The sequence below is a fragment of the Methylobacterium sp. CM6247 genome, from assembly GCF_054817925.1.
In genome coordinates this window covers 1-21325 of sequence record NZ_JBTXKX010000001.1, presented here as the reverse complement: position 1 = coordinate 21325, position 21325 = coordinate 1, and the positions used below count along the sequence as shown (strand labels likewise).

Sequence of the window (21325 nt, the reverse complement as noted above, 5' to 3'; positions counted from 1 at the left end):
AGGAGTGTCCCCGGTCTTTGAGATGTTGCCGAGGCTTCGCCCGAGACGATCTTTCAAGTCCCATGCTTGGCCGGCAGATCCTACAGGAGTGAGGACGACGTCCATGGCCGGATGACCTTCAAGGAAGAATAGGCGTCACCATAACACGGATCTTGAGCCTGCAGCGTGCCGGATGCGGCGCGAAAGCAGTCGGCCTGCGTACGTTCCAACGGGAGCGAGCTGGCTAGGAGCAGTCACGCGGCCGTGGCATGGTGCGACGATGAACGAGACGTCGATCCACCCATACACTATCGAGATCCTTCCCCCGAAGGCAGAGGGTAGCTCGTATCAGTGGGCGCTTCGCAAGAATGGGAAGCTTGTCCAACGCTCAGATCGCAGCCTGCCAACGGAAGCCAAGGCTCACGAGAATGCCTTGGCAACGGTCGAGAAGCTGCTTTCGGGAGCGGGGGAGCGATAACATTGCCTGTCTTATGAAGCGTAATGCTCCGAGGGCCGGTAAAAACCTCTGTGCATAATCATACGTTACGGCTAAGGTTAGACATCGTCGGCCATGGCCCTACGGCATCGATGACTGAGAGAGTCGTGCGCTCCCGCTTCCACTAGGAGAGCGCAGCCTTGTCCAGTCGCCCGCTTGTCCCGCTGATGCCGGAGCCGCATTTTTATAGCGCTCGGTTGCTCGACCACGGGGGGAGGACCCTTCGTACGCGGGTCTTCTCTGCCGTCAACGATCAGAAAGCGTCTGTCCTCGCACGTCATATGGTGGATGGACGGGTAGTCGAGTTGTGGGACGGACTGCGCTTCATTGAGCGCTTCTCGCCGGTCGATTGAGTGCTCAAAAGCCGGTGTACGCCGGCATCACGCGCGGCGATCGTCGGAGCGACCCACGCGCTGGAGGCCGCTTTTCCAGGCATCATGGATGAGGCGATGCTGGACCGTCTCGGAAAGGCGATGGCGGTACTGGTTGAGGTTGAGGTTGAGGTTGCGGCAGAACTCCAAGGGGCCGTTGTGGTGGTCCAAATTCCAGGATCCTGCTTTACAAACGATCCGCTTGACGCGGGCGAGCAGGCTGAAGGAAGCACTTTGGGCTTGGGCACTGTCTCAGTTTGAAATTTGAGCCCAAACGGTTGAGCCTCGCATCCCCATTCCGAGCGATCGCACCAAGCCTCCGACAAGCGTATGCTTAGCGCCACCCGGGAGGATCATGTGATCCAGTTTAAACTTATACACGCTCCCGAAGGCTCGCCTTTTGGCGGTACGGTTTCGCTTCACCATGATACGGCAAATCCCGGACTATTTATCCAGAATATGATCGCTCGCTGGCGGCTGCTCGATGCGTCCTTGCCTACAATTGTACGCGTTACCGGGCTGAAGTCGCCGATTGAGTGCGACGTAAGGAATCTGCGAAGCCACTGCCATCTTTTTGGGGGTGCCGATGTCCACCGAGCTTGAAAGATCAGAAGCAATTTACTGAAACTTCCAGCAATGCTGTGCGTATGACTACTTAATTAGAATGGTTAAGTCACTCGCGCATTCAATCGCTTCCGATATATTAAAGATTTTACGGCGCCATTCGACGTTGCGACACTTGTAGCCGGCAAGTATTTTACAACAATTTTTACTTTTTTATCTTTAGCAAATTGTATCTACGAAACAGTATTATTTTATCTTCATAACTCATTAGAACTATAGAACCGCATGACTGACACTTATAAGAAAGTATCGGCTTAAAACTCTTCCCCAACCTCTCGTGGTTGTTGCCACAGAATCGGCAGGCATGGGTCATAAGCACATCATTGAGTCTTGGAGAAAGCGACATGCAATGTGAATTGCGCTTTCTAGTAAGCAATAGATAGCAAATTCTGTATTTTGTGAGAACGAAGGCGGGACGCTTCTGATCCTCTTTTCCTCCTAGTGTTCCCATCGATACAGACCGATTCGATGGGAACGCTTGCTCGCGTACTCTCCGATCGCGGAACGGGAAGCCGGCGCCTCTGACAAGGAGCTTTTAGGGCGCGCGAGTCTGAGCACGTTTTCCTTCGGCCACCCCTATTCCGATTAAAGAAAGCGGTCCCTTTTATGGGGCGCACAAGTTCGGGTCGGCATCCTTCCGCTCTCGGAACCGAATGCCCGCGCCGCCGCCGTTCTCGGGGATGAACTCGATACCAGCGGCTTCAAAGGCTCGGATCAGATCGTCGGTGGTCCTCTCTCGAACCTGACGCTTATCGGTCTCGAAATCCGCGATTGCCGCACGCGAGACCTTGCTGCGCTCGGCCAGCATCTCTCGGGTCCAGTCCAACAATGCTCGTGCAGCCCGGCATTGCCCTGCGGAAAGCGTCTTTTCGACCAAATTCATACTTTTTGACTTGCGACCTCATCTGGTTTCAGACTATATAACTGAAATCAGCTTTTGAGCAAGGCGCTTCTAATGCCAACGATCATCGAAACCCTCGCCGGCCAGTTCTTTCGCGTCAGAGAGACCGGCGACCCGCAGGCCGCTCACGTCTGGCTCGGCGTCGAGGTGAAGCGCGTCCGCGGTGGCTTCGCCGACAAGGCCAAGGCCCGCGAGATCCTGGTGCGCAAGCTCGGCACCCGTGCCGTCGCCGCTTCCTGAGGGCTGGGCCGATGACCTTCCACTCCCGCTCTATCTCTTGGTCCATGGTCCTCAGCGGCATTCGCAACTCTGGCCCGACCAAGGCCGAGTTCAACGCCGCAATGCTGGCCGAAAGCGCCGCCAAGCGTGATGCTGGCCGCGTCCAGATCGCCGCGAAGCACGGCCTCGTCACCGGTGGATCGTTCAACGTCTCCGTCATCATGGCCTGCGCCATCGTAGAGGCCCGCAAGCACCGCCGGAACGATCCGACCCTGACCTGGGGCGCGGCTCTCTCCCGCGCTCTCCGGTTCTTCTGGGCCTGCGCCACTGCCGCTCGCCGCCTCGCGGTCCCGGCCGTTGCCCCCGTGGCTCCGATGCCTGCCGCTCTCCGCAGAGGCGTCCTGGCCCGCGCCTGGGCCATCTTCCGCGAGTCCTACAACTACCCCCGCGTGCCGTTCCGCTCGCTCGGCTGGGGCTGCTTCACCTGGGCGCTCAAGCGGGCTTGGTCTGAGGCCCGTGAGACGGTTCGCCTTGCCGGTCTCGGTATCGAGGCGCTGAAGGCCGCTGACGCCATCGAGCCCCGTGTCCGCGTCGGCCTCTCGACCTCCTACACGGACAGCATCCACGAGGTTGCCGCTCGCAACAACGCGGCCCGCCTCCGCGCCGCTGCCATGGCCTACGCGACGGCCTGAACGCCTCACTCCTTCAATCCCTGAATTCCTGAAACCACGAGCCCCTTGGAGCCCGACCGATGACCTATGCCCAGATCCCCGATTTCTCTGTCTCCCTCGTCCCGACCATCGTTGTCGAGCGGGTGCCCTTCCACGCCGACCCGATGCTGGCCGCCATCGACGCTCACGATGAGGCGTGGTCCGTCTGGCAGGCGGCTCCAGAGGCTCGCGTGGCCGGCGCCCTGGCCGAGATGAGCGCCGCCCTCAACCGCCTGCTGGTGACGCCCTGCGCGACCCGGTTCGGCTCGCTCACGCTCCTCCGTCATCTGCGGTGGCACATTCAGCACGACGGCATCACGGACGCGGCGGTCCTCGCCCGTGCCGGTGACCTCGCCCGCTCGCTGCATCTCGACTTCCTGCCGGTGACGCCGCCCCGCGAGCCGGTCGCTCCCCTTCTTCGCGTCCTCGCGTCCATGGGCGCCGCCTTGGCCGGCTTCGCTCTCATCGCTGGCGGCATGGTCTCCATCGGCCTCGCCACGCTGGCCTGAAGCATCGCAGCACGACAGCACGACAGCACGACAGCACGACAACGCCAAGGAACTATTCGATGCGCAACCCCCTCGCCCGCCTCGTTCATCGTGACCCCGCCAAGCCGACCCTGCGCGAGCGCGCCGCCTCGCTGAAAGCCAGCCTCTCGCGTCTGGGCCGTCGCCCTGCTGCGGGCGCGGACCAGGGCCGGCGCTCCATGGTGGCCGGTTCGATCATGGCGGCAATGCCGTTGCCGGCGCTCGCCTTGCCCGCTCCTGCTGCGGCGCATCCTGACCAACACCTTCTCGATGCGCTCGACGCTCTGATGCGCGCCAGGGAGATCGAGACCGCAGCGGATGAGGCTCACGACGTCGCATGGGCTGCGGTCTGGGCGGTGATGAAGGAAGTCCCAGCCGACCTACGGGCGACTCGATGGGAATGTGACAGCCTTTCGCCCCCGCTCCAGAAACCGGTCTGGGGCGCTTGGCTGCGCTTTCACTATGTCCCGGCGCTCTCCGAAGAGAACGACCATCTTCATTCCTCGCACTGCGCATGGAGAGGCGCCGTGTTGCGGAAGGTCATTACCCTAGCCGTTCCGGTTCTTGGGCGGGGCGGCCAGACGCCCCACCGCATCCGGCGCTGGAAGGCGATCCTGCCGCTCGCCGATGCGTTCGATGCGCGGGTGGCCGAGGTCGAGGCTGCAACGGGGTACGTCGAACTTGAAAAGGCGCTGAAGGCCGCACGCGACGGCGTGAAGGCCCTGCGCGTCGAACTCTCGCGCAATGTCGCAACGACACCCGAAGGCATGGCCGGGCTCGTCCGTGTGCTTGCGGAATCCTCATGGAAAGACACAGGCGGCGCGTGGCCGAACCTGCTGCGCTCGGCTGCCAATGTGTCGGGCGTACCGCTCGCGGATCTCGAACACCAATACGCCTCGACGCGCAAACTGAGCGCCTGAACCGCCCTTTCCTTTCTCGCATCATGGAGGGGCGCCAATGCCCTCGCTCAATCTGCAAACTCTGATCGGTCGCAATCCGTCCCGCCCTTCGCTGAAGGATCGGGCCACCACTCTTAAGGCCAGTCTCGCTCGGTTTGGCCGGCGGAAGCCTGACGCAGCCGTGGCCTTGCCTGCGTCCAGCGTATCGCCCTTGGACGATTCCTTCCTGCTCGCCCTGGAAGCTCGGTTTCACGTCGCTGATGCGGTGGTGTTCAAGGCGGGCGCGGCCCTCACGGAGGCCCGCAGTCGGTACGTCGAGCCGTTGATGCCGATCGAGCTGAACCCCTGGCGCGGCGACTGGATGCACACCGCTATCCCGCGCCCTCGCACCGAAGCGGTTGGAGAGGGGAGGTTCCGTACGCTGCCCTACGGCGCCACAGAGGTCGAGCAGATGCGCGGCCGGCGGTGCCTGCGCCAGACCTTTGGCGACGATGGCGAGTTGCAGCCGGACGGGCGGCGCATGAAGCCCGACACGCATGTTCAACAGCGCGTCGATGGCATCGTGGCGGCCTGGGACCAATGGCAAGAGGCTATCCGTGCCGCCAAGGACGAGGCGGGCGCAGACAAGGCGCGCGATGCATTGACCGTCGCCATCGAGGCGCGGGCCGGCGTCCTGGAACAGATCCGTGACACCCCTGCGCGATCCCTGGCCGGTCTCGGTGTCAAAGCCCGCATCGCCGCCGAGATGAATGGAGCGACTGATCTCAAAGAGGATGGACGGGAGTACGATCCCGACGAGCCGGAGGCCCTGCCCTACGACATAGCCGGCGACGTGCTCAACATGGTGGCCGGCGCTGCCCCCGTCTCGCCCTCGCCTCTCGAAGTCCTCTGGGGCGAACTGGAAGCCTGCGACGCGGCCCGCGATGCGGCGGGAGACGACGAGGCTTTAGACGCTCCTTTGTTCACCGAGCATTGGCGGTTACGGGAGGCGATCAACGCCGCGCCGGCGCTATCGGCCTCCGATCTCCGGGTGAAGGCGCAGGCCGCGCGGCTGGCGCTGAAGCTGGACGACACGGCGGACTGTAGGGGGGCTGGCTCCTTCGTCGGCCTGTGCCTCTCCATCATCGACCATCTCGACCCGCAGGCGGCGGCCTGACCATGAGCAACGTTCACATCTTCCGGCCGAAGCGCGCCACGGTGGCGCGTTCGCCCCGCCCCTCCCCGGCGATGATCCGGGCCGAGATTGAGGCCGCAGCCCTCGCAGCCACGGATGCTGCCGACCGGCTGATTGCCATCCTCGACGGCCTCGACGGCGACGAGAACGATGAGGACGGCGCCGACGCTGAACCGTCCCTCGTCGCTCCCGAACAGCACCACGGCAGCCAGGTCGTCTGGCTCCGTGGCTCCGACTCCGACCGCGAAATCTCTCAGCAGGACGCTCCCCGATGAAGCTCCGTCTTACCCAGCGCGCCGCCGTATCCCTCGGTCATTCCGACATTGCTCGGTTCCTCGGCCGGGCCCGCCGCTGGCGCTGCAACCTCCTGAAGCGAGCCGGCCACGAGGTCGGCCGGGGCAATGTCATCACCGCCGCCGTGCTGGTCGCAGCCTACATCGTGGCGCTCTAGCATTGCAGCACTACACCATTATGCCGCGAAAGCATGGTAGAAAGATAACGCTGTCATTCTATCGTGCGGTGATGCTGTCCGGTGATGATGCTTTCATGCTTTTGTGCTCTACCGCTGTGACGCGACAGCACGATAGGATGTCTATGCGAACCCTTACCCTCGTCACGCAGAAGGGCGGAGCCGGCAAAACCACGCTGGCCGCCTCGCTAGCGGTCGCCGCGGCAGAGGCCGGAGAACGCGTCATCGCGCTCGACCTAGATCCTCAAGGCTCGCTCGGAACCTGGGGGGATATGCGCACCGCCGACGCCCCCGCCGTCGACCGCATCGGCCCCGATCAGCTCGGCAGCCTTGCAGCGATCCTCAAGGCCTTGGACGGCGAAGGCTACACCCTCGCCATCCTCGACACGGCCGGCGTGTCCTCGACCGGCGGCAACCTTGCCATGCAGGCCGCCGACCTTGCCCTGATACCGGCGCGCCCGTCACGATTGGACCTGCATGCCACCATGCCAACCATCGAGACGCTGATGCGCCTGGAAATGCGGGACCGCTTCGCCTTCGTTCTCAATCAGTGCCCGGCCGGGCGCAGCTCGCGCGCGACCGAAGCCGCCAACGGCCTCGGCATGTTCGGGGTGCTGGCGGAGCCGGCCCTAACTCAGCGGGCAGACCATCAAGACGCGCTCGCCGCCGGGCAGGGGGTGACGGAATACGCCAGCGAAGGAAAGGCGGCCGACGAGGTGCGCGCCTTGTGGGCTTGGGCGGATCGCAAGATGAAGGGCAATAAGGCATGAGCAAGCGACCTTCGATCGTCGGCGGCCTCACCCTCTCAGACGCGGGGCTCGCGCCATCTGGCCAGCCTGCGCCAGCCGAGCCCGCGCCCACTCCGAAGCCACCGTCCCGGCGGGCTCGACCCGAGGTGGTCCATACCTCCGTCTACCTGCCGCGCGAGGTGCATCGTCGTCTGCGAGAGATCGCATTCACGCGTGACGTGAAGGTGCATGACGTCATCATGGAGGGCATCGACGCGGCCCTGCAGAAGCACGGCCACCCGTCGGTCGAGGCCATCAAGGCCGGCCGGAAGGTCGGGGAGTAGCACAGCCTACCATGGCGCTTTGATGCTGCAGCATTGCAGCATCAAGCCATTGAGCACCTGGCCAGCGAACAGGTGGAGCGATACCTTGTTGCCCGACCCCGAGCCGTTTTGGACGTTCGGCCCAAGGACGGCTGCATAAGCCGGTCACGAGGCATTGAGGAAGGGCGGTGGCATTCGTGCTGCCGCCCGTTTTCGTCCGCTCTCATTTTCCGGCCGTCGATAAAAGACAGGCCGGAGCATCACGGGAGCAGTAGCGCTACAGCATTAAAGCATGAAACTGTCGCCATGCTATAATGCGGCGCGCAACTTCCGATAAGCGTCATTCTCGAACGTTTCGAGACAGGCAGATTAAAGGATCGGTGAAAAAATTCAGCCGGTTCTATGTTTATGAGCATCCTCAGCGTGTGAGAAGAGGACTAGCAAGTTAGATGTCGCGCGTGCGACCCAGGAAGCTTCTGACATTCGCTATGGATGAACATAATGAAGCTCGTATCGATCCTAGCTGTCTCATCCCTCACGCTGCTCCCCATTAGCCCTGGACTGGCACAGGACCTTCGGGTCGGTTCGGATGATAATCGCATCATGGTGCCCCCTAAAACGAAGCGGGAGCGAGACCTTGGCCTTGAGGGTAAGCCGCCTGGGCAGATTGAGCAGCCAGCGCCAGACGATGAAAATAATATGACCGACGAACCCGATGAAAACCTCGATGATGAGAGGCTGCCTCCCACTCCGCCCTCAGGCCGCCGTTAGCATCAAGCCAGAACCGGAAGAGTTGCGGGGAGTGATCGATGCATCGCGAGCGATCCGTTTGTAGGATCGCCCGACAGCCAGAGCGCTAATTGTCCTGTCAATTGAGTGAGACGCCGACGTTCTCGGCGACATGATCGCAGACGCGCTCGGAGCGGGGAGGGGGTGCGATGCCGATGGTCCCGAGCCGCACGGCCCTTATGTTTCCGGATCCGAGGAGGCACAGCATGTCCCAAACACCGATCATCCCCCTCTCGACTGAGAAGCGAAAGCTGGACGCTGAATGGGAAGAGGCTGCGGGTGTGATGGCCCACAACCTCGGCTTCAGTCCGGACCTGGCATCGCTCACGGCGGAGCATTGGCAAATCGTGTTGGCCGGCGTCACAGACCGCATGCGCCTTCGCGGTGCCTCGCTTCCTGTCGGCTGGCGCCGGGCATTGGCCCGGCAGGTCGGACGCGACGATGCAAAGGATCAGGCTCAAACGGTAGTGTTGGCCCTCGCAGCGAAGCGGGAAGAGATTGCTGCTCACGTCGCGAGCGAACTCGGTCTTGGGGATCTTGAGGGGCTCAGTGCCGCGGACCGCACGGTTGTCGATCAGCAGACAGAAGAGACGATTAAGGGATGCGCCCCCAACGCGGATGAGCCTTCTGACTGCTCGGACGCAGACCGGACGATGCGGCGCCTGCTCTCCGAGCATCGGGCTTTGGAGGAATTGAGCACCGACGAGGCCAATGCTCGTTTGGCGGAAGAGGGTGAGGTGTTCGGCCGTGACGATGATGCTTGAGACGCAGCCGGGGGAAAACGGCCCGCCGATTGTGGGCCTTCCAGCCGAAGCAGCCGCAATCGTTCAGGCGTACCAACGCGTGAGCAAGGCCCCGTCCACGGTGCGGGCCTACATGGGCGACGCTCGGGTCTTTCAGGGTTGGCGCCGCCAGTAGGGGTTCCAGCCTCTGAACGCTACCTACAGGTGAAGCTTGGGACACGTTGATAGGAACCGATTGCACGCTTGTGCACGCCGTTAGCCGATCGTTCGGAGCTAAGCGGCTGCCGGAAAATCGAACGGTTCAGACGGCAGGGTAGTTAGCCGCTCAAGGCGCGCCATTCCCTCCAGAGTAATCTGCCACGTTGCGAATACGCCGCCAATATGCGGCCCCGCCTGCTCGCCGATCCACCGTAGATCGCCTTGGCTTTGGAGAGCACAAAGGCGACTGTGATCGCTAGGCCAGGACCGATCCAGCTCGCGCTTAACGGAAATCCGACCGGCTACGGCTTCCGCAGCTTTGGTCAGAATGCGGCGATCGTGATTGACTAGCAAATTGTCTCTCCGCGGAAGGCGCGGCGGTTCTGCGCACTTCCTACGTAGAACCTTAACCATACGAGCTGTATTAGCAACCCGGCCGGCTGCAGGCATGTTGCCCGCAGCGCATCGATGCTCAGCCCGCAAACGCCGTTCAGCGAACGGCGGCAGCCTCAGCGTCAGCAACTACCTGCACCGTGCGAGGCATGATCACCGACTTCGCCGCCACGGTTGGCTGAGGCGTTGTGGTCAGATCACTGACGCTGCGCACCTTCTGGGTCTCTCGAGCGTGCTCGCGGAAGAGGGGAGGGGTGAGGTGAACTGCATCCGCAGCCACAGCTGCTCCAGATACGAAGGTCGCAGAGGCAAGGATCGCAAGGGTAAAGGCCTGGGCGGTACTCATGGTAATTCTCCACATTGGTCAGCGATGAGCCGGCCGTTAGAGAGATTTAACCACGATAATTGTGCGGTGCGTCATGCTGATTTTGCATTGGACCATAATGCACTGAATACAGAAACGAACTAGTATATTGCCTTCGCTCGAAGGTCGGAGGGTCTTTACGATGTATTCGCGCTATGCCTCAGACGCACAGGAATGAATACTCAGAGGCCAACTTGTAAATTTCAATCTATAGCGACCAAAATTATATTTTAACTCTGATTTAGAAGAAAGTTAACCATTGATAGCTCCTCTTTCAATGTTTGCGAGATCCTTCTACATTTTGGAGCCGATAAGCGCCCGTTGCATTATAAGACCATGCCCCACGGTAAACCGACATCTCTCCAAATTCAGGCCGAAGCCACGGGCAAAAAACCGCTTGAATGGGCGTGGGCCATCTACTGCGGCACTGATCGGTTCCTCATCACTCGCTCACGTGCGGAATTTTCAAACCAAGCCGAGGCGCTTGAGGCCGGAGGGACGGCGGCAGCAGACGTAGCTCGGAAGCTGCGCATCCATATCGTTGAGCAGGATGCGGGTTGATCACCTACCCGGGGCTCGCGCAATGGTATGTATCGACACGGGCGCTACACAGCCGAAGCAGTAGAAACTCGTCGCGAACTCAGCGAGTGGCTTCGTCTGATGCGCCAGGCTGCCAAAGGCGTTGGCTAGTACGAACCTCGGAATAGGTCGCCGGAGGCCTTGCGCCGGAAAAGGGTTCGCCATCGACGACGTTGGTGCTCCGGCCGGTCATGGTTCATGTGGCACCGCTGACAGAACGCAGCGAGGTTCTTGTCCGTGTTGTTGCCGGTGTCGTGGTCGCGATGCGCGGTTGCGAGCACTACCCTGGTCGGGCGTAGGCGCCCAAGCTCCTCGAAGCTCGGGAGGCTTTGGAGAGTGTGCCCCCCTCCGTCACGCCAACAGCCGGTCGAGGCATCCCACCAGCGTCCGTCGCCCAAATGGTAGATCGTCTGCCCGTGCGGCCGTCCGCATCCCTCACAGGCACCTCCTGCCCGTCGGAAGCGGATCACGGCGGAGAGCTGCGGCCAGTCGATCGGGTAGTAGAAGCGGTGCTCACGCCGGATCGGCATCGCGATCAGGTCTCCCTGGCTGCGGCGGCAGCTTGGCTGCGTGCCCTGGCTTGGGGGAAGTAGCTGTAAAAGGTATCCCGGCTGACCCCGAGGCGCTGGGCGATGGCGGCGATCGAGATCGTACCGGATTGCAGCAGGGCGCGCCCGACTTCGAGATCGGCATCGGTGAGCTTCTTCGGTCGGCCACCCTTCCGGCCGCGGGCCAGGGCCGCCTTCAGCCCTTCCATCGTGCGCTCACGGTTCAGGTCGAGAAAGTACTCAGCCATGGCGCCGTGCATCTGCAAGGCGAAGCGACCATGAGCGGTGTCGCTATCAAACTGCTCGGTAAGGCTGCGAAAGTGGATCTCCTTCGTGCGAAGGCTGTCGATCGTGCGCATCATCTCGACGAGCGAGCGGCCGAGCCGATCGAGCTTCCAGACCACCAACACGTCGGTGGGGCGCAGGTAGGCGAGGGCAGCCTCGAACTCGGGACGCTTCGTGCCGGCCTTTCCCGACTTCTTCTCCTCGAACAGCCGTTCGCACCCGGCCTTGGTCAGCGCATCACGCTGGAGGTCGAGGTTTTGATCGAGGGTGGAGACGCGGGCATATCCGACGAGCATGTCGGGATAGTGATTCAAGCACGTTTAATCCGCAATAGAAAACCAGTCATATTTTCCCGACATAAACGGGGCTGTTTCAACGTGTGTCCCAAGCGCATCCATTGTTCGTCGGGAAAACGACGGTATTCCCAACACGGAGGGTTTGCAGGCGTCAGCCCTACCGCATCGTGAAGCGGACCGTCAGGTGCCGACCCATGCCAGTCGTCACGATGACCGTCGGCGCTTCCCCAAAGCGGTCGCCATCAGGTGCTTTGAGGACGTCGACGATGCTTTGATAGACTATGTCCGCCACGGCAGCGCGGTACTCGGGGGGCTTCCCCTGGATCTAACCGATACGTGCAAAAGGCATGATGACCTCCTCGGGCAGGGTTGCGGTCGGACCCCGGCCGGGACCGACCGCTGGGCGCTCACGTCCGGTTGTCGATCTCCGGCACACCGCTGCTCCTATCCGCATAGGCAGCGATAAAGGCCGGCCGAGACTGCCAGCGCTGCCAGAAGGCATCGAGATGCTCGAAGCGCTCATCGAGCGGAGTGGCGTTCACCGGGAACTTGGAGAACGCGATGGCCGTCGCCAACGTGATGTCCGAGAACGTCGGCTGATCGCCTCCCAGCAGCCACGCACGGCCGTCGGAGAGGTGCCGGTCGATTAAGCCGGCATGCGCCAGTGCCACCTTGCGGGAGTGCTCGCCCCAGGCCGGATTGCTGGTCAGTTCGAGCTTCGGGCCCAGACCCTGATGCAGGACATGGAATGCAGTGACGATGGGATAGAGGATGTGCACCCACACCCGGTTGTCCCACATCTGATCAAGGCCACGCTCGTGCGCCGTCTCGCCCATGATCTTGCGGCCTTCAAACGTGTCGTCGAGGTAGCGGGCGATGGCGGAGGTCTCGCTCAAGTAAGATCCGTCAGCGAGTGCGAGGGTCGGTGTCTCGCCCCAAGCGTTCATCTTCAGGTGCTTCCAACCCCGCTGCTCGCCGACCGGTGACATGTCGTAGACCGTCTCGTCGAAGTGATCGGCGATGCCCTTCTCGTGCATGAAGATCCGCAGGCGCTGCGGGTTCGGGAAGGCCGAGGGTGAGGTGAAGAGCTTGAGCTTGTCGGACATCGTCGTCTCGCTTTCCTAAAGACTTTGCCTGTCTGTCAGATGACAGGTAACGAGCTAAGGCAGGCGTCTTGTGCTGTCAACCCCTGTCTGCCATATGACAGATGGAGGTTGAGAATGGCAGAGACGTTGAAGAGGGATGTGCGTGAGGCGATCCTCGTGGCCGCGAGGGAAGCAGCGATGGCCTATGGATACGGCGGCATCAATTTCCGCGACCTCGCGGAGGCCGTTGGCATCAAGGCCGCCAGCATCAACTACTATTTCGCCAATAAGGCCCTCCTCGGCGAGGCAGTCGCGCGCCGCTATTGGGAAGACATTGCCCGCGATCTTGGGGCTATTTCAACGGATGTGCAAAGCCCGATGGAAGCGCTGCGGCAATACCCCAGCATTTTTCGTCTCTCTTTGGAGCGCAACAATCGCATGTGCCTCAGCAGCTTCATGGCGACAGAGTATGACGCGTTGCCTGAGCAGGTTCTGAAGGAGGTCCAGTCTTTTGCAGACGTTAATACGGCTTGGCTTCGCGATCAGCTAATTGCTGCAAAGCTAGTTGAGCCGAAGGACGCAGAGACGAGAGCCCGTGCCATTTATGCTGCTGTAGTTGGAGCTCAGATCATCGCTCGAAGCCGTTCGGACATAAATCTGTTCGACTCGTTGGTCAGGAGCTATCAAGAGGCGGGACTCCTGCCGAACTGATCAAAAGCCCGCACGAAGACAAGGTCCGCTTCCATGCTTTGTCGACCGTAAGCGGTCAGGCGGAAATCTACCCAACCCAGTCATTCCAAACCGCATATCCATTGGTATGCCTCGCAGAGGCTGCCTGTGCGTCCAATGCATAACTCGACAGTGTCGGGTATCCGGTCGTTTTGCGGACGCATCTTCCGTATGCACCCAATTCCAACAAAATCCATATTTTAACGACGGCATGTTCTATCGTGCAGTGACACCTCAATACAATTTATTACATGCATTTTTGGGCGAACAAACTTTACATCACACAAACACGGTGCGTAGTTGTCCTGCAAATATTTGATAAATTCGGAAATGTAAAATTATTCAAATTCCGCATGATAAATTCGATAGTGTGTTTTGATGATAGCGGCTGACTGATCAGATAACCCTGTGTGTCCGTACAACCCTCTAAACCGACCTGCTCAAGCTGATGCTCAGTCTCAACGCCTTCCGCCGTAACCGTTGCCCCAAGTTGCGTCGCTATACCCACCACAGCCCGAACGATCGCCGCAGCCCCAGGGTCGTCGATCTCGCTGACGAACGATCGGTCAACCTTGATGCTATCGAAGGGGAACCGGCGTAGATAGCTTAGCGACGAGTAGCCGGTACCAAAGTCGTCAAGCGCGATGCGAACGCCAAAGCTTTTCAAGCGGTGCAGGCAGGCGATCACCGCCTCCGCATCCTGGACGAGAACGCTCTCGGTGATCTCCAATACGAGACGATGGGGCGGGAGACCTGAGCTACGCAGAGCCGAGATGACACTCTCTTCAAGCCCCGGTTGCTGGAACTGAACGGCAGAGACGTTGACGGCGATCCGCAGATGGCCGGGCCAGGAGGCAGCTTCCCGGCATGCCTCCTGCAGGGCCCAGGAACCGAGCGAGACAATTAGTCCGGTTTCCTCGGCCAATGGGATGAACGCACCAGGCGCAATCATTCCACGTGTTGGGTGAGGCCAACGCATCAGCGCCTCGAAGCCGACGATCCTGTGGTCAGACAGACGCAACACAGGCTGATAATGCATGGCAAAGCTGCCACACATGATGGCCTCACGCATCTCCAACTCAAGCTGCATGCGGGTCTCGATAGCCGCATCCATACCGGCTTCGTAGAAGCGGTAGCTGTCGCGCGCTGCCTCCTTGGCTCGATAAAGCGCGAGGTCCGCGTTCTTGAACAGGGTTTCGGCTGTGTCGCCGTTAGACGGAGACAGGGCAATCCCGATGCTGACGCCGACAGTCACGAGGTGCCCGCCAAGATCGAGTGGTTGGCCTACCGCATCGATCATACGCTGTGCCAGCGAGCTGACTTGGTGCAAGTGGTCTACGTGCGAGACGATGATCGCGAACTCGTCGCCGCCGAGCCGTACCACGACATCGCCGTCGCGAATGTTTGCGCGCAAGCGCGTGGCAATCTGGCAGAGCAGTTGGTCGCCCGCAGGGTGGCCGAGTGTGTCGTTGACGGACTTGAACCGATCGAGGTCAAGGCACAGCAGCGCTGCCTGGCCTCGGCCGCGGCGAACCTCGGCCAGGCGGTGCTCTAAATGCTCGTAAAAAACGGTTCGGTTGGGCAAGCCCGTGAGCGCATCGTGGCGTGCCATGTAGGCGATGCGGTGTTCAGACGCCTTACGCTCCGAGATGTCGATATAAGTGCCAACCATGCGCAGCGGGGTGCCTTGCGGGTCCCGCGACACCACTCTGCCACGTGAGAGAACCCAGGTGTAGTCGCCAGACTTGGTTCGCATGCGGCGCTCAGAGGCGTACGTGGCGGATCGCTGTTCGAAATGCTCCGCTACAAGCGCCAGCGTCTGCTTCAGGTCGTCAGGATGAGTGAGCCCCATACAGGTGTTGATGTGCGCTTCGACCTCTCCTGGCTCGTAACCAAACATGGTGTACCAGCGGTCGGAGTACCAAACCTGCCCCGTGGTGACGTTCCAGTCCCATAAGCCATCGCTACCACTGTCGAGGGCGAGGGCAAGGCGCTCCTCGCTCGTGCGTAGGCGCATTTCGCTTTGAATGAGAGCGTCTTGGGTCGTGCGTCGCTCGGTTACATCGAGATCAAGGCCGACGATCTGCAGCGGCTTGCCAGTTGCCTCATCACGGATGATGCGGCCAAAGCTCATAAGCCAGCGGTACCCAGCACTGCCCTCGGGTCGCCTCACCCGATACTCTACTTTGTAGTTCGAGCCATCACGAAGCGCTGCTGCGTGAGCCGCATGGACAAGTGGAAGGTCGTCCGGGTGTACCCTTGCGGCCCATTCGGCGATGCCGATGTCGATCCAGTCCGTTGAGCCCGACTCGCAATCGAACCCAAGCATGTGGGCGCTCTCAGGAGAGTTTTGCGCCACATCTCCATCCAAGCTCCACTGCCAAATTCCCGCTCCGGCAGCTTCCTGAGCAAGCCGGAGGAGATCGGCTGTCTGCTCAAGTTTCGCATGTGCGGTCCGGTAGCGCGCCTCGCTCGCCCTAATCAGTGCTTCCGATCGCGTGCGTTCCTCCAAGGCGGTTTCAGCTGCGATCCGCGCCCGATGAAGTTCGATGTGAGCCACAACAATCCGAGCGAGGCCTTCAAGCTGGGTTCCCTGCAGCTCTGAAAACGTTCGCGGCTTGGTGTCGACGAGGCACAGCGTGCCAAGTCGAATGCCTGATCGAAGAACAAGAGGGGCGCCTGCGTAGAAACGGATGGCATGCTCACCCGTTACTAAAGGGCTCTGGGCAAAACGTGGGTCCGTCGTTGCATCTTCGACGACGAGAACATCGTCCGACAGGATGGCATATGCACAGAATGCAATATCACGCGGCGTGCCATCTGCAGCGATCCCACACTTGGCCTTGAACCATTGTCGGTCGCTGTCGATGAGCGTGATCAGTGCGATAGGCACAGCGAACAGCGCGGCCGCAGTGCTGCACACCGCATCGAAGTGGGCCTCAGGCGCCGTATCGAGGATGCGCAGATCGCGCAGAGCCGCGAGACGCTCGCCCTCATTTGGCGGAAGCGGCGGCATGGTTATTCCATCGCTGGAGGTTGCTCATACCAGGCGGGTTAACGCACGCTATGCATCAAAGGATGAATAACTTTCACGCATGCGTAATCGATTGCGCGGCTTGCGGAGACAGCGGCGTCATTTGCGAGCTGTCACTATCTGATCCGTCGTTCTGCTGCCAAGAAGAAGGGGCTGCCCAATGGCAACCCCTTCAGAGAGTGTAGGAAAGTGTCAGACGACGAACGATCCGTTGTCGAGGACATGATGGCCCTGGAGGATGAAGTCGAAGTCTGATGCTCCGTCGCCGTTGGTGTCACCCTGTACCAGGGTGTTGCCGCCGCCGAACTTCATCCGCAACTCGCCGGCCTGACCCGAGAACGTGTCCGTCCCGATGAAATCGAAGCCTTGGTCTCCGCCTTGACCGAAGTTCGCATCGATCGCGCTCAGGTCGATGCGGTCGCCCGCGGCGAAATCGAAGTCCTTGATGATGTCGCGTCCGGCAACAGCAACGTCACTGTCGGTGACGTCCTTGAAGACGAACGTGTCTGCGCCGTCGCGGCCATAGAGGAGATCACGGCCGTCACCGCCGTAGATCTGGTTGGCCCCGGCGTTGCCGTAGATCTGGTTGTTGCCGGCATTGCCGTTGGCAGTGAGATCCGCGGCTCCGTTGAACACCATTTTCTCGATGTTGGCTTCCATCGTGTGGCTGACGGTCGAGCGGATCGTGTCGAAGCCTTCGCCCGGCTGTTCGATGGCCTGATCTCCGGCATTGTCGATCAGGTAGGTGTCGTTGCCGCTGCCCCCGCGCATGGTGTCTGCACCGGTGCCACCAAGCAGGGTGTCGTTGCCGCCGTTACCTGTCAGCACGTCGTCGCCCGCACCGCCGCTCAGACGGTTGCTACCATCGTTGCCGGTGATGTGGTTGTCGAGGTCGTTGCCGGTGCCGCTGAAGCCGCGGTTACCCGTGAGGACGAGATCCTCGACGTTCGCAGAGAGGCTATAGCTGGTGGAGGATCGAACAGTATCGTGGCCCTCGCCCGGGAGTTCCACGACTTTATCGCCGACCCTGTCGACGAAGTACGTGTCGTCGCCGAGACCGCCATAAAGGGCGTCATTGCCGGTCCCACCATCGAGGATGTCGTTACCACCCTTGCCAAGCAGGGTGTCGTTGCCGGCTCCGCCTCTGAGCGTGTTGTCGCCATCGGTGCCGAAGATGGCGTTGCTCAAGGTGTTGCCGGTCCCGTCGATGTCTCCGGCTCCGGTGAGCACCAAGCGCTCGACATTGGCCCCAAGGGTGTAGTCGATCGAGGAGCGCACGGTATCGTTGCCCTCGCGGGCCAGTTCAATGACTTGATCACCGGCATCATCGACCACATAGGTGTCATTGCCCGTTCCCCCGCGCATCGTGTCCGCGCCGGTGCCGCCGAAAAGGGTGTCATCTCCCCCACGTCCGGAAAGGGTATCGTTGCCGGCGCCTCCGTCGAGACGGTTGTCACCGCTATTGCCGGTTAGGCTGTTGGCGCCATCGTTTCCGGTGGCGTCGATGGCGTCGGATCCGAGCAGGACGACGTTCTCGACATTGGCGCCGAGACTGTAGGTCACCGATGAGCGGACGGTGTCGTTGCCCTCGTCGGCGGCCTCGATGACCTGATCGCCCGTGGAATCCACGACGTAGACGTCGTCGCCGGCTCCGCCGCGCATGATGTCGTCGCCGGTGCCGCCAACGAGGACATCGTCCCCACCACGCCCAGTGAGGCGGTCGTTTCCAGCCCCGCCATCGAGGCGGTTGTCGCCGTCATTGCCGGTGATGCTGTTGTCGAGGGCGTTGCCTGTTCCGTCGATGTCGCCGGTGCCCCGGAGGACGAGGTTCTCGACGTTGTCGGGAAGGGTGTAGGTTACCGAGGAGCGAACGGTGTCCTCGCCTTCGTCGGCATCCTCCACCACGGTGTCGCCGGACGAATCGACGATGTAGGTATCGTCGCCGGCGCCGCCGATCATGGTGTCGTTGCCGGCGCCTCCGTCGAGGGTATCCGCGCCGTTGCCGCCGCGCAGCGTATCATCGCCGTCGCCGCCCATCTGGGTGCCACCAGCATCGATCACGATGTCGATGAGGTCGGGCGTGGCGTCGAGGTTGAGCCCGACCAGGGAGACAGTCTCATCCAGGGTTCCGAGGAGAAGATCCACGGTGCCGCCCACGAGATCCGTGGCGAGGTCTCCAACGCTGCCGAGAATGCCGGGGCTGGTTTCCGTCCCGAGGTCGACCGGCTGGAACGGCAGGTCGAGCGTCGCCAAGACCGTATCCCCGAGTTTCACCTCGACTCCGTCGTATCCGCCGCTGGCCGAGACCGTCCCTGTGAGGAGGCCAGTCGACGCCTCGATCTCCCAATTGCCGGTGTAGTTGTAGGTCAGGCCGTTAGCCTCGACGGTCAGAACCTCGAACGTATCCGTGCGGCTGCCGCCGAGGAGGAGATCGCCGACACTGTCGACCAGACCCGTAAACGTGACGCTGTCGGCATCGCCGAGATTGGGCAGGAAGAAATCGCGGACGTCGAAACCGGCATTGGTGAGGATCGATACGGTAGCCATTAATATCTCCAAACCCCAGGATCTTGGTATATTACATAAACTGTGCACTGCACCAAACTGGTCTTCATAGAACAGCTCAGATGACTGCATAAATAGGTACAGCCATTCCTTAACGAATTATAAATCGGTTGTATGGCTTTATAACCAAGTCCTAGTTGGTATGGAGCAATACTCAATGGAACTGTTTTGCAACCGAAGGAGTTTCGGCTTCTGAATGCCGGTTTTCTGCTCTGGGAAAACCAGAGCAAATAAAACCGGTAGTTACGGATCACTCGCTTCGATCATTGGAGAATTGTAGCTAATCAGCTATTTAGATAATGAACGCCCCGTGATTGATGCTGCACGCTGTCCTGCGCCCGTGCGCTCGTCGGCATTGAGCCTTTCCTCACGCCGAGAGCCTCGTCCGCCTAATCGTTCGGAAGTTGCATGTAAGGCGACGGTTGCCAGAGGGCCTTGCCTCCTGGAGTGCCCTCGCTCTGAAGCATGGGCCCCCAGACACCGGAACAGAGAGTCCTCACGATGTCTGTGCCGCCCACTGTTCGACGTCGGTTTGGTTGGACCCAATCGGCCCTATGGCTAGGTGCCCTGAACCTGTTTTCAGTCATTGGCCTCTGCGCGATCTCAGCCTTCATGCTGTGGCAGATGCGCCTCGATGCAGAACAGCGCACAGAAATCACTTCCCGCAGCCTCGTGGAGGTGCTGGCGCGTGATATCGCACGCAACATCGAACTGTATGATCTCTCGCTGCAGGCCACGGTCGACAATCTGCAACTGACAGAAGTTTTGCAGGCGTCCCCCAAACTGCGCCACCTGATCCTGTTTGACCGGGCGATCTCAGCGGCCGGCTTTGCCTACGTCCTCGTGCTGGATCGGAATGGCAATGTCATTGCCAACTCCCAAACCCTTGGCCCTATCTCCTTCAACGCAGCAGACCGAGAGTACTTCCGCCACTTTGCCGACGGCGCGAATGACGGCCTGTACATCAGCAAGCCGGTCATCTCACGTCTCAGCGGTCAGTCGGTGCTGGTGATGAGCCGCCGGCTGTCGAACGCGGACGGCTCCTTCGCGGGCATCGTCACCGGTGGCATTCAGATCGACTATTTCCGCGATCTCCTCAGCTCGGCTAAGGCAGAGCATGCCGGCACCGTCACATTGTACGGCCCCGACGGCACGGTTGTGATGCGTACACCACTCGGTTCGCATCCGCTCGGCACCAGCGTGATGCAGACGCCGAGCTACCAGAAGATTTTGACCGCCAAAAGCGGAAGTTTCGTCGGTCCCGCGATGGTGGGTGAAGGGGATCGCCACTTCGTCTTCGCGCAGATTGGCAACTACCCGCTGCGCCTAAGTACGTCCGTTGCCCCCACACAGATCTACGCCGACTGGTGGAAGAATGCCCTTGGGCTTGGATTCGTCGTGCTCAGCCTCTGTGGCACGACGGTGGTTCTGACTTGGCTGTTTGGTCGGGAGCTAAGCTACCGGAAGCGGTCCGAGCAGGTCACGGCTGCGCTAAACGTCGAGCTGGAGCAGATGGCGACCACCGACGCCCTGACGGGGCTCGCCAATCGCCGACGCTTCGACGAAGTGCTTGCACGCGAGTGGCGTCGTTCTGTCCGCAGCCAGCAGCCGCTCTCTCTGATCCTGCTTGATGCCGACCATTTCAAAGGCTTCAACGACCGCTATGGACATCAGAAAGGGGACGAGGCGCTCAAGCTGATCGCGCGATCGATCGAAGCCGCGATCGACCCCATTCATGACCTCGCCTGTCGCATCGGTGGTGAGGAATTCGCGGTGATCCTACCCGCCACAGACGCAGTTGGTGCTGAAATCGTCTCTGAGCGCATCCGTGAAGCCATCGCCGGCTGGAGGGAGCCGCACGCAGCAAACCCGCATGGTGTGCTGACTGTGAGCGGTGGTTTGGCGCAGATCCCCCAAATGCGGGCCGCGGATCCGGCTGCTCTCATCGCGATTGCCGATCGAGCTCTCTACGAGGCCAAGGCGGGTGGGCGAAACCAAATACGAGTCGCATGCCGGAGCGGAGCAAGCCTACGTGTCGTCGCAAGCACTTAGAGCGCCGTTCGAAGCTGTCGCCCGACCTTAACCGACACGGATGCGACAGGCCTAAAACATTGTTTTATATAGAGAATATGGTAATCTGACCAAAGACTTATCGGGGGTTGATCGTTCGCAGGAGAGCGGGGAGCGGCGGAACATGCCGCGTCCTGTAATCCCTAAAGCGACGAAGCTACGCGCTGAGGGCCAGAAGCCATGACAAGACGGAAGACCGGTGACGCGCTCCTCGGTGCGGCGCGGAT

21 protein-coding genes are annotated in these 21325 nt (G+C 60.9%); 13 read left to right on the top strand and 8 right to left on the bottom strand.

Features of this window, described 5'->3' with window-relative positions; translation table 11 throughout:
• Positions 1–855: 855 nt before the first annotated feature.
• Together ACYQOP_RS00105 and ACYQOP_RS00100 are read right to left on the bottom strand one after the other, a co-directional pair.
• The gene (locus ACYQOP_RS00105) at positions 856–1017 is read right to left on the bottom strand and encodes a hypothetical protein (protein ID WP_461220604.1); all 162 of its coding nucleotides are present in this window, start codon (positions 1015–1017) and stop codon (positions 856–858) included.
• A gap of 1057 nt (positions 1018–2074) precedes the next feature.
• On the bottom strand, positions 2075–2353 hold the full coding sequence (locus ACYQOP_RS00100; protein ID WP_461220603.1) for a helix-turn-helix domain-containing protein: 279 nt from the start codon (positions 2351–2353) through the stop codon (positions 2075–2077).
• A 72-nt stretch (positions 2354–2425) separates the two neighbouring features.
• On the opposite strand from ACYQOP_RS00100, the gene ACYQOP_RS00095 reads away from it, so the two are divergent.
• The 10 genes from ACYQOP_RS00095 to ACYQOP_RS00050 all read left to right on the top strand — a co-directional run bounded on the left by ACYQOP_RS00095 (position 2426) and on the right by ACYQOP_RS00050 (position 8973).
• Entirely contained in the window at positions 2426–2611 is a 186-nt protein-coding gene (locus ACYQOP_RS00095) for a hypothetical protein (protein WP_461220602.1), read from the top strand.
• Between the two features lie 44 nt (positions 2612–2655).
• The gene (locus tag ACYQOP_RS00090; protein ID WP_461220601.1) at positions 2656–3282 is read left to right on the top strand and encodes a hypothetical protein; all 627 of its coding nucleotides are present in this window, start codon (positions 2656–2658) and stop codon (positions 3280–3282) included.
• A 59-nt stretch (positions 3283–3341) separates the two neighbouring features.
• Positions 3342–3809 (top strand): hypothetical protein, encoded by a 468-nt coding sequence (locus ACYQOP_RS00085; RefSeq protein ID WP_461220600.1) that lies wholly within the window; start codon positions 3342–3344, stop codon positions 3807–3809.
• Positions 3810–3868: 59 nt separating this feature from the next.
• Positions 3869–4747 carry a hypothetical protein gene (locus ACYQOP_RS00080; protein WP_461220599.1) on the top strand — a complete coding sequence of 293 codons (879 nt, stop codon included), beginning with the start codon at positions 3869–3871 and terminating at the stop codon, positions 4745–4747.
• A 190-nt stretch (positions 4748–4937) separates the two neighbouring features.
• Complete coding sequence (locus tag ACYQOP_RS00075; RefSeq protein ID WP_461220598.1) at positions 4938–5882, top strand: hypothetical protein; 945 nt, start codon at positions 4938–4940, stop codon at positions 5880–5882.
• A gap of 2 nt (positions 5883–5884) precedes the next feature.
• Positions 5885–6175, top strand: a complete 291-nt coding sequence (locus ACYQOP_RS00070) for a hypothetical protein (RefSeq protein WP_461220597.1) — start codon at positions 5885–5887, stop codon at positions 6173–6175.
• Complete coding sequence (locus ACYQOP_RS00065) at positions 6172–6351, top strand: hypothetical protein (protein ID WP_461220596.1); 180 nt, start codon at positions 6172–6174, stop codon at positions 6349–6351. The genes ACYQOP_RS00070 and ACYQOP_RS00065 overlap by 4 nt, the downstream gene beginning before the upstream one ends.
• A 143-nt stretch (positions 6352–6494) precedes the next feature.
• Complete coding sequence (locus ACYQOP_RS00060; protein WP_461220631.1) at positions 6495–7139, top strand: nucleotide-binding protein; 645 nt, start codon at positions 6495–6497, stop codon at positions 7137–7139.
• Positions 7136–7441, top strand: coding sequence for a hypothetical protein (locus ACYQOP_RS00055; protein WP_461220595.1), 306 nt, complete (start codon positions 7136–7138; stop codon positions 7439–7441). Before ACYQOP_RS00060 ends, ACYQOP_RS00055 begins: the two co-directional genes overlap by 4 nt.
• A 974-nt stretch (positions 7442–8415) precedes the next feature.
• Positions 8416–8973, top strand: coding sequence for a hypothetical protein (locus ACYQOP_RS00050; RefSeq protein WP_461220594.1), 558 nt, complete (start codon positions 8416–8418; stop codon positions 8971–8973).
• Positions 8974–9640: 667 nt separating this feature from the next.
• On the opposite strand, the gene ACYQOP_RS00045 is transcribed toward ACYQOP_RS00050, so the two are convergent.
• Positions 9641–9889 carry a hypothetical protein gene (locus ACYQOP_RS00045; protein ID WP_461220593.1) on the bottom strand — a complete coding sequence of 83 codons (249 nt, stop codon included), beginning with the start codon at positions 9887–9889 and terminating at the stop codon, positions 9641–9643.
• 339 nt (positions 9890–10228) lie between these two features.
• On the opposite strand from ACYQOP_RS00045, the gene ACYQOP_RS00040 reads away from it, so the two are divergent.
• Positions 10229–10468, top strand: coding sequence for a hypothetical protein (locus ACYQOP_RS00040; protein ID WP_461220592.1), 240 nt, complete (start codon positions 10229–10231; stop codon positions 10466–10468).
• A 125-nt stretch (positions 10469–10593) separates the two neighbouring features.
• Here ACYQOP_RS00040 and ACYQOP_RS00035 read toward each other — a convergent pair whose 3' ends face one another.
• The 3 genes from ACYQOP_RS00035 to ACYQOP_RS00025 all read right to left on the bottom strand — a co-directional run bounded on the left by ACYQOP_RS00035 (position 10594) and on the right by ACYQOP_RS00025 (position 12721).
• On the bottom strand, positions 10594–11016 hold the full coding sequence (locus ACYQOP_RS00035) for a hypothetical protein (RefSeq protein ID WP_461220591.1): 423 nt from the start codon (positions 11014–11016) through the stop codon (positions 10594–10596).
• A 5-nt stretch (positions 11017–11021) separates the two neighbouring features.
• Positions 11022–11615: a recombinase family protein gene (locus ACYQOP_RS00030; protein ID WP_424753357.1), complete on the bottom strand. Its 594-nt coding sequence runs from the start codon at positions 11613–11615 to the stop codon at positions 11022–11024.
• A 407-nt stretch (positions 11616–12022) separates the two neighbouring features.
• Positions 12023–12721: a glutathione S-transferase family protein gene (locus ACYQOP_RS00025; protein WP_461220590.1), complete on the bottom strand. Its 699-nt coding sequence runs from the start codon at positions 12719–12721 to the stop codon at positions 12023–12025.
• A gap of 114 nt (positions 12722–12835) precedes the next feature.
• Here ACYQOP_RS00025 and ACYQOP_RS00020 point away from each other — a divergent pair, with 114 nt between their 5' ends.
• A complete protein-coding gene (locus ACYQOP_RS00020; RefSeq protein ID WP_461220589.1) occupies positions 12836–13411 on the top strand; it encodes a TetR/AcrR family transcriptional regulator in 576 nt (191 codons plus the stop codon).
• Positions 13412–13703: 292 nt separating this feature from the next.
• Here ACYQOP_RS00020 and ACYQOP_RS00015 read toward each other — a convergent pair whose 3' ends face one another.
• Together ACYQOP_RS00015 and ACYQOP_RS00010 are read right to left on the bottom strand one after the other, a co-directional pair.
• Positions 13704–16445 (bottom strand): sensor domain-containing phosphodiesterase, encoded by a 2742-nt coding sequence (locus ACYQOP_RS00015; protein ID WP_461220588.1) that lies wholly within the window; start codon positions 16443–16445, stop codon positions 13704–13706.
• Between the two features lie 210 nt (positions 16446–16655).
• Complete coding sequence (locus ACYQOP_RS00010) at positions 16656–19010, bottom strand: calcium-binding protein (RefSeq protein ID WP_461220587.1); 2355 nt, start codon at positions 19008–19010, stop codon at positions 16656–16658.
• A gap of 519 nt (positions 19011–19529) precedes the next feature.
• On the opposite strand from ACYQOP_RS00010, the gene ACYQOP_RS00005 reads away from it, so the two are divergent.
• Positions 19530–21080: a sensor domain-containing diguanylate cyclase gene (locus ACYQOP_RS00005; protein ID WP_461220586.1), complete on the top strand. Its 1551-nt coding sequence runs from the start codon at positions 19530–19532 to the stop codon at positions 21078–21080.
• The last annotated feature ends 245 nt before the right edge of the window (positions 21081–21325 follow it).

Excerpts from the sequence above, each read along its gene's own strand:
- ACYQOP_RS00095 (WP_461220602.1), top strand. The coding sequence starts at position 2,426 with ATGCCAACGATCATCGAAACCCTCGCCGGCCAGTTCTTTCGCGTCAGA.
- ACYQOP_RS00055 (WP_461220595.1), top strand. The coding sequence starts at position 7,136 with ATGAGCAAGCGACCTTCGATCGTCGGCGGCCTCACCCTCTCAGACGCG.
- ACYQOP_RS00045 (WP_461220593.1), bottom strand. The coding sequence starts at position 9,889 with ATGAGTACCGCCCAGGCCTTTACCCTTGCGATCCTTGCCTCTGCGACC.
- ACYQOP_RS00015 (WP_461220588.1), bottom strand. The coding sequence starts at position 16,445 with ATGCCGCCGCTTCCGCCAAATGAGGGCGAGCGTCTCGCGGCTCTGCGC.
- ACYQOP_RS00005 (WP_461220586.1), top strand. The coding sequence starts at position 19,530 with ATGTCTGTGCCGCCCACTGTTCGACGTCGGTTTGGTTGGACCCAATCG.
- ACYQOP_RS00070 (WP_461220597.1), top strand. The coding sequence starts at position 5,885 with ATGAGCAACGTTCACATCTTCCGGCCGAAGCGCGCCACGGTGGCGCGT.
- ACYQOP_RS00080 (WP_461220599.1), top strand. The coding sequence starts at position 3,869 with ATGCGCAACCCCCTCGCCCGCCTCGTTCATCGTGACCCCGCCAAGCCG.
- ACYQOP_RS00085 (WP_461220600.1), top strand. The coding sequence starts at position 3,342 with ATGACCTATGCCCAGATCCCCGATTTCTCTGTCTCCCTCGTCCCGACC.
- ACYQOP_RS00090 (WP_461220601.1), top strand. The coding sequence starts at position 2,656 with ATGGTCCTCAGCGGCATTCGCAACTCTGGCCCGACCAAGGCCGAGTTC.
- ACYQOP_RS00025 (WP_461220590.1), bottom strand. The coding sequence starts at position 12,721 with ATGTCCGACAAGCTCAAGCTCTTCACCTCACCCTCGGCCTTCCCGAAC.
- ACYQOP_RS00050 (WP_461220594.1), top strand. The coding sequence starts at position 8,416 with ATGTCCCAAACACCGATCATCCCCCTCTCGACTGAGAAGCGAAAGCTG.
- ACYQOP_RS00035 (WP_461220591.1), bottom strand. The coding sequence starts at position 11,016 with ATGCCGATCCGGCGTGAGCACCGCTTCTACTACCCGATCGACTGGCCG.
- ACYQOP_RS00060 (WP_461220631.1), top strand. The coding sequence starts at position 6,495 with ATGCGAACCCTTACCCTCGTCACGCAGAAGGGCGGAGCCGGCAAAACC.
- ACYQOP_RS00020 (WP_461220589.1), top strand. The coding sequence starts at position 12,836 with ATGGCAGAGACGTTGAAGAGGGATGTGCGTGAGGCGATCCTCGTGGCC.
- ACYQOP_RS00010 (WP_461220587.1), bottom strand. The coding sequence starts at position 19,010 with ATGGCTACCGTATCGATCCTCACCAATGCCGGTTTCGACGTCCGCGAT.
- ACYQOP_RS00030 (WP_424753357.1), bottom strand. The coding sequence starts at position 11,615 with ATGCTCGTCGGATATGCCCGCGTCTCCACCCTCGATCAAAACCTCGAC.
- ACYQOP_RS00065 (WP_461220596.1), top strand. The coding sequence starts at position 6,172 with ATGAAGCTCCGTCTTACCCAGCGCGCCGCCGTATCCCTCGGTCATTCC.
- ACYQOP_RS00100 (WP_461220603.1), bottom strand. The coding sequence starts at position 2,353 with ATGAATTTGGTCGAAAAGACGCTTTCCGCAGGGCAATGCCGGGCTGCA.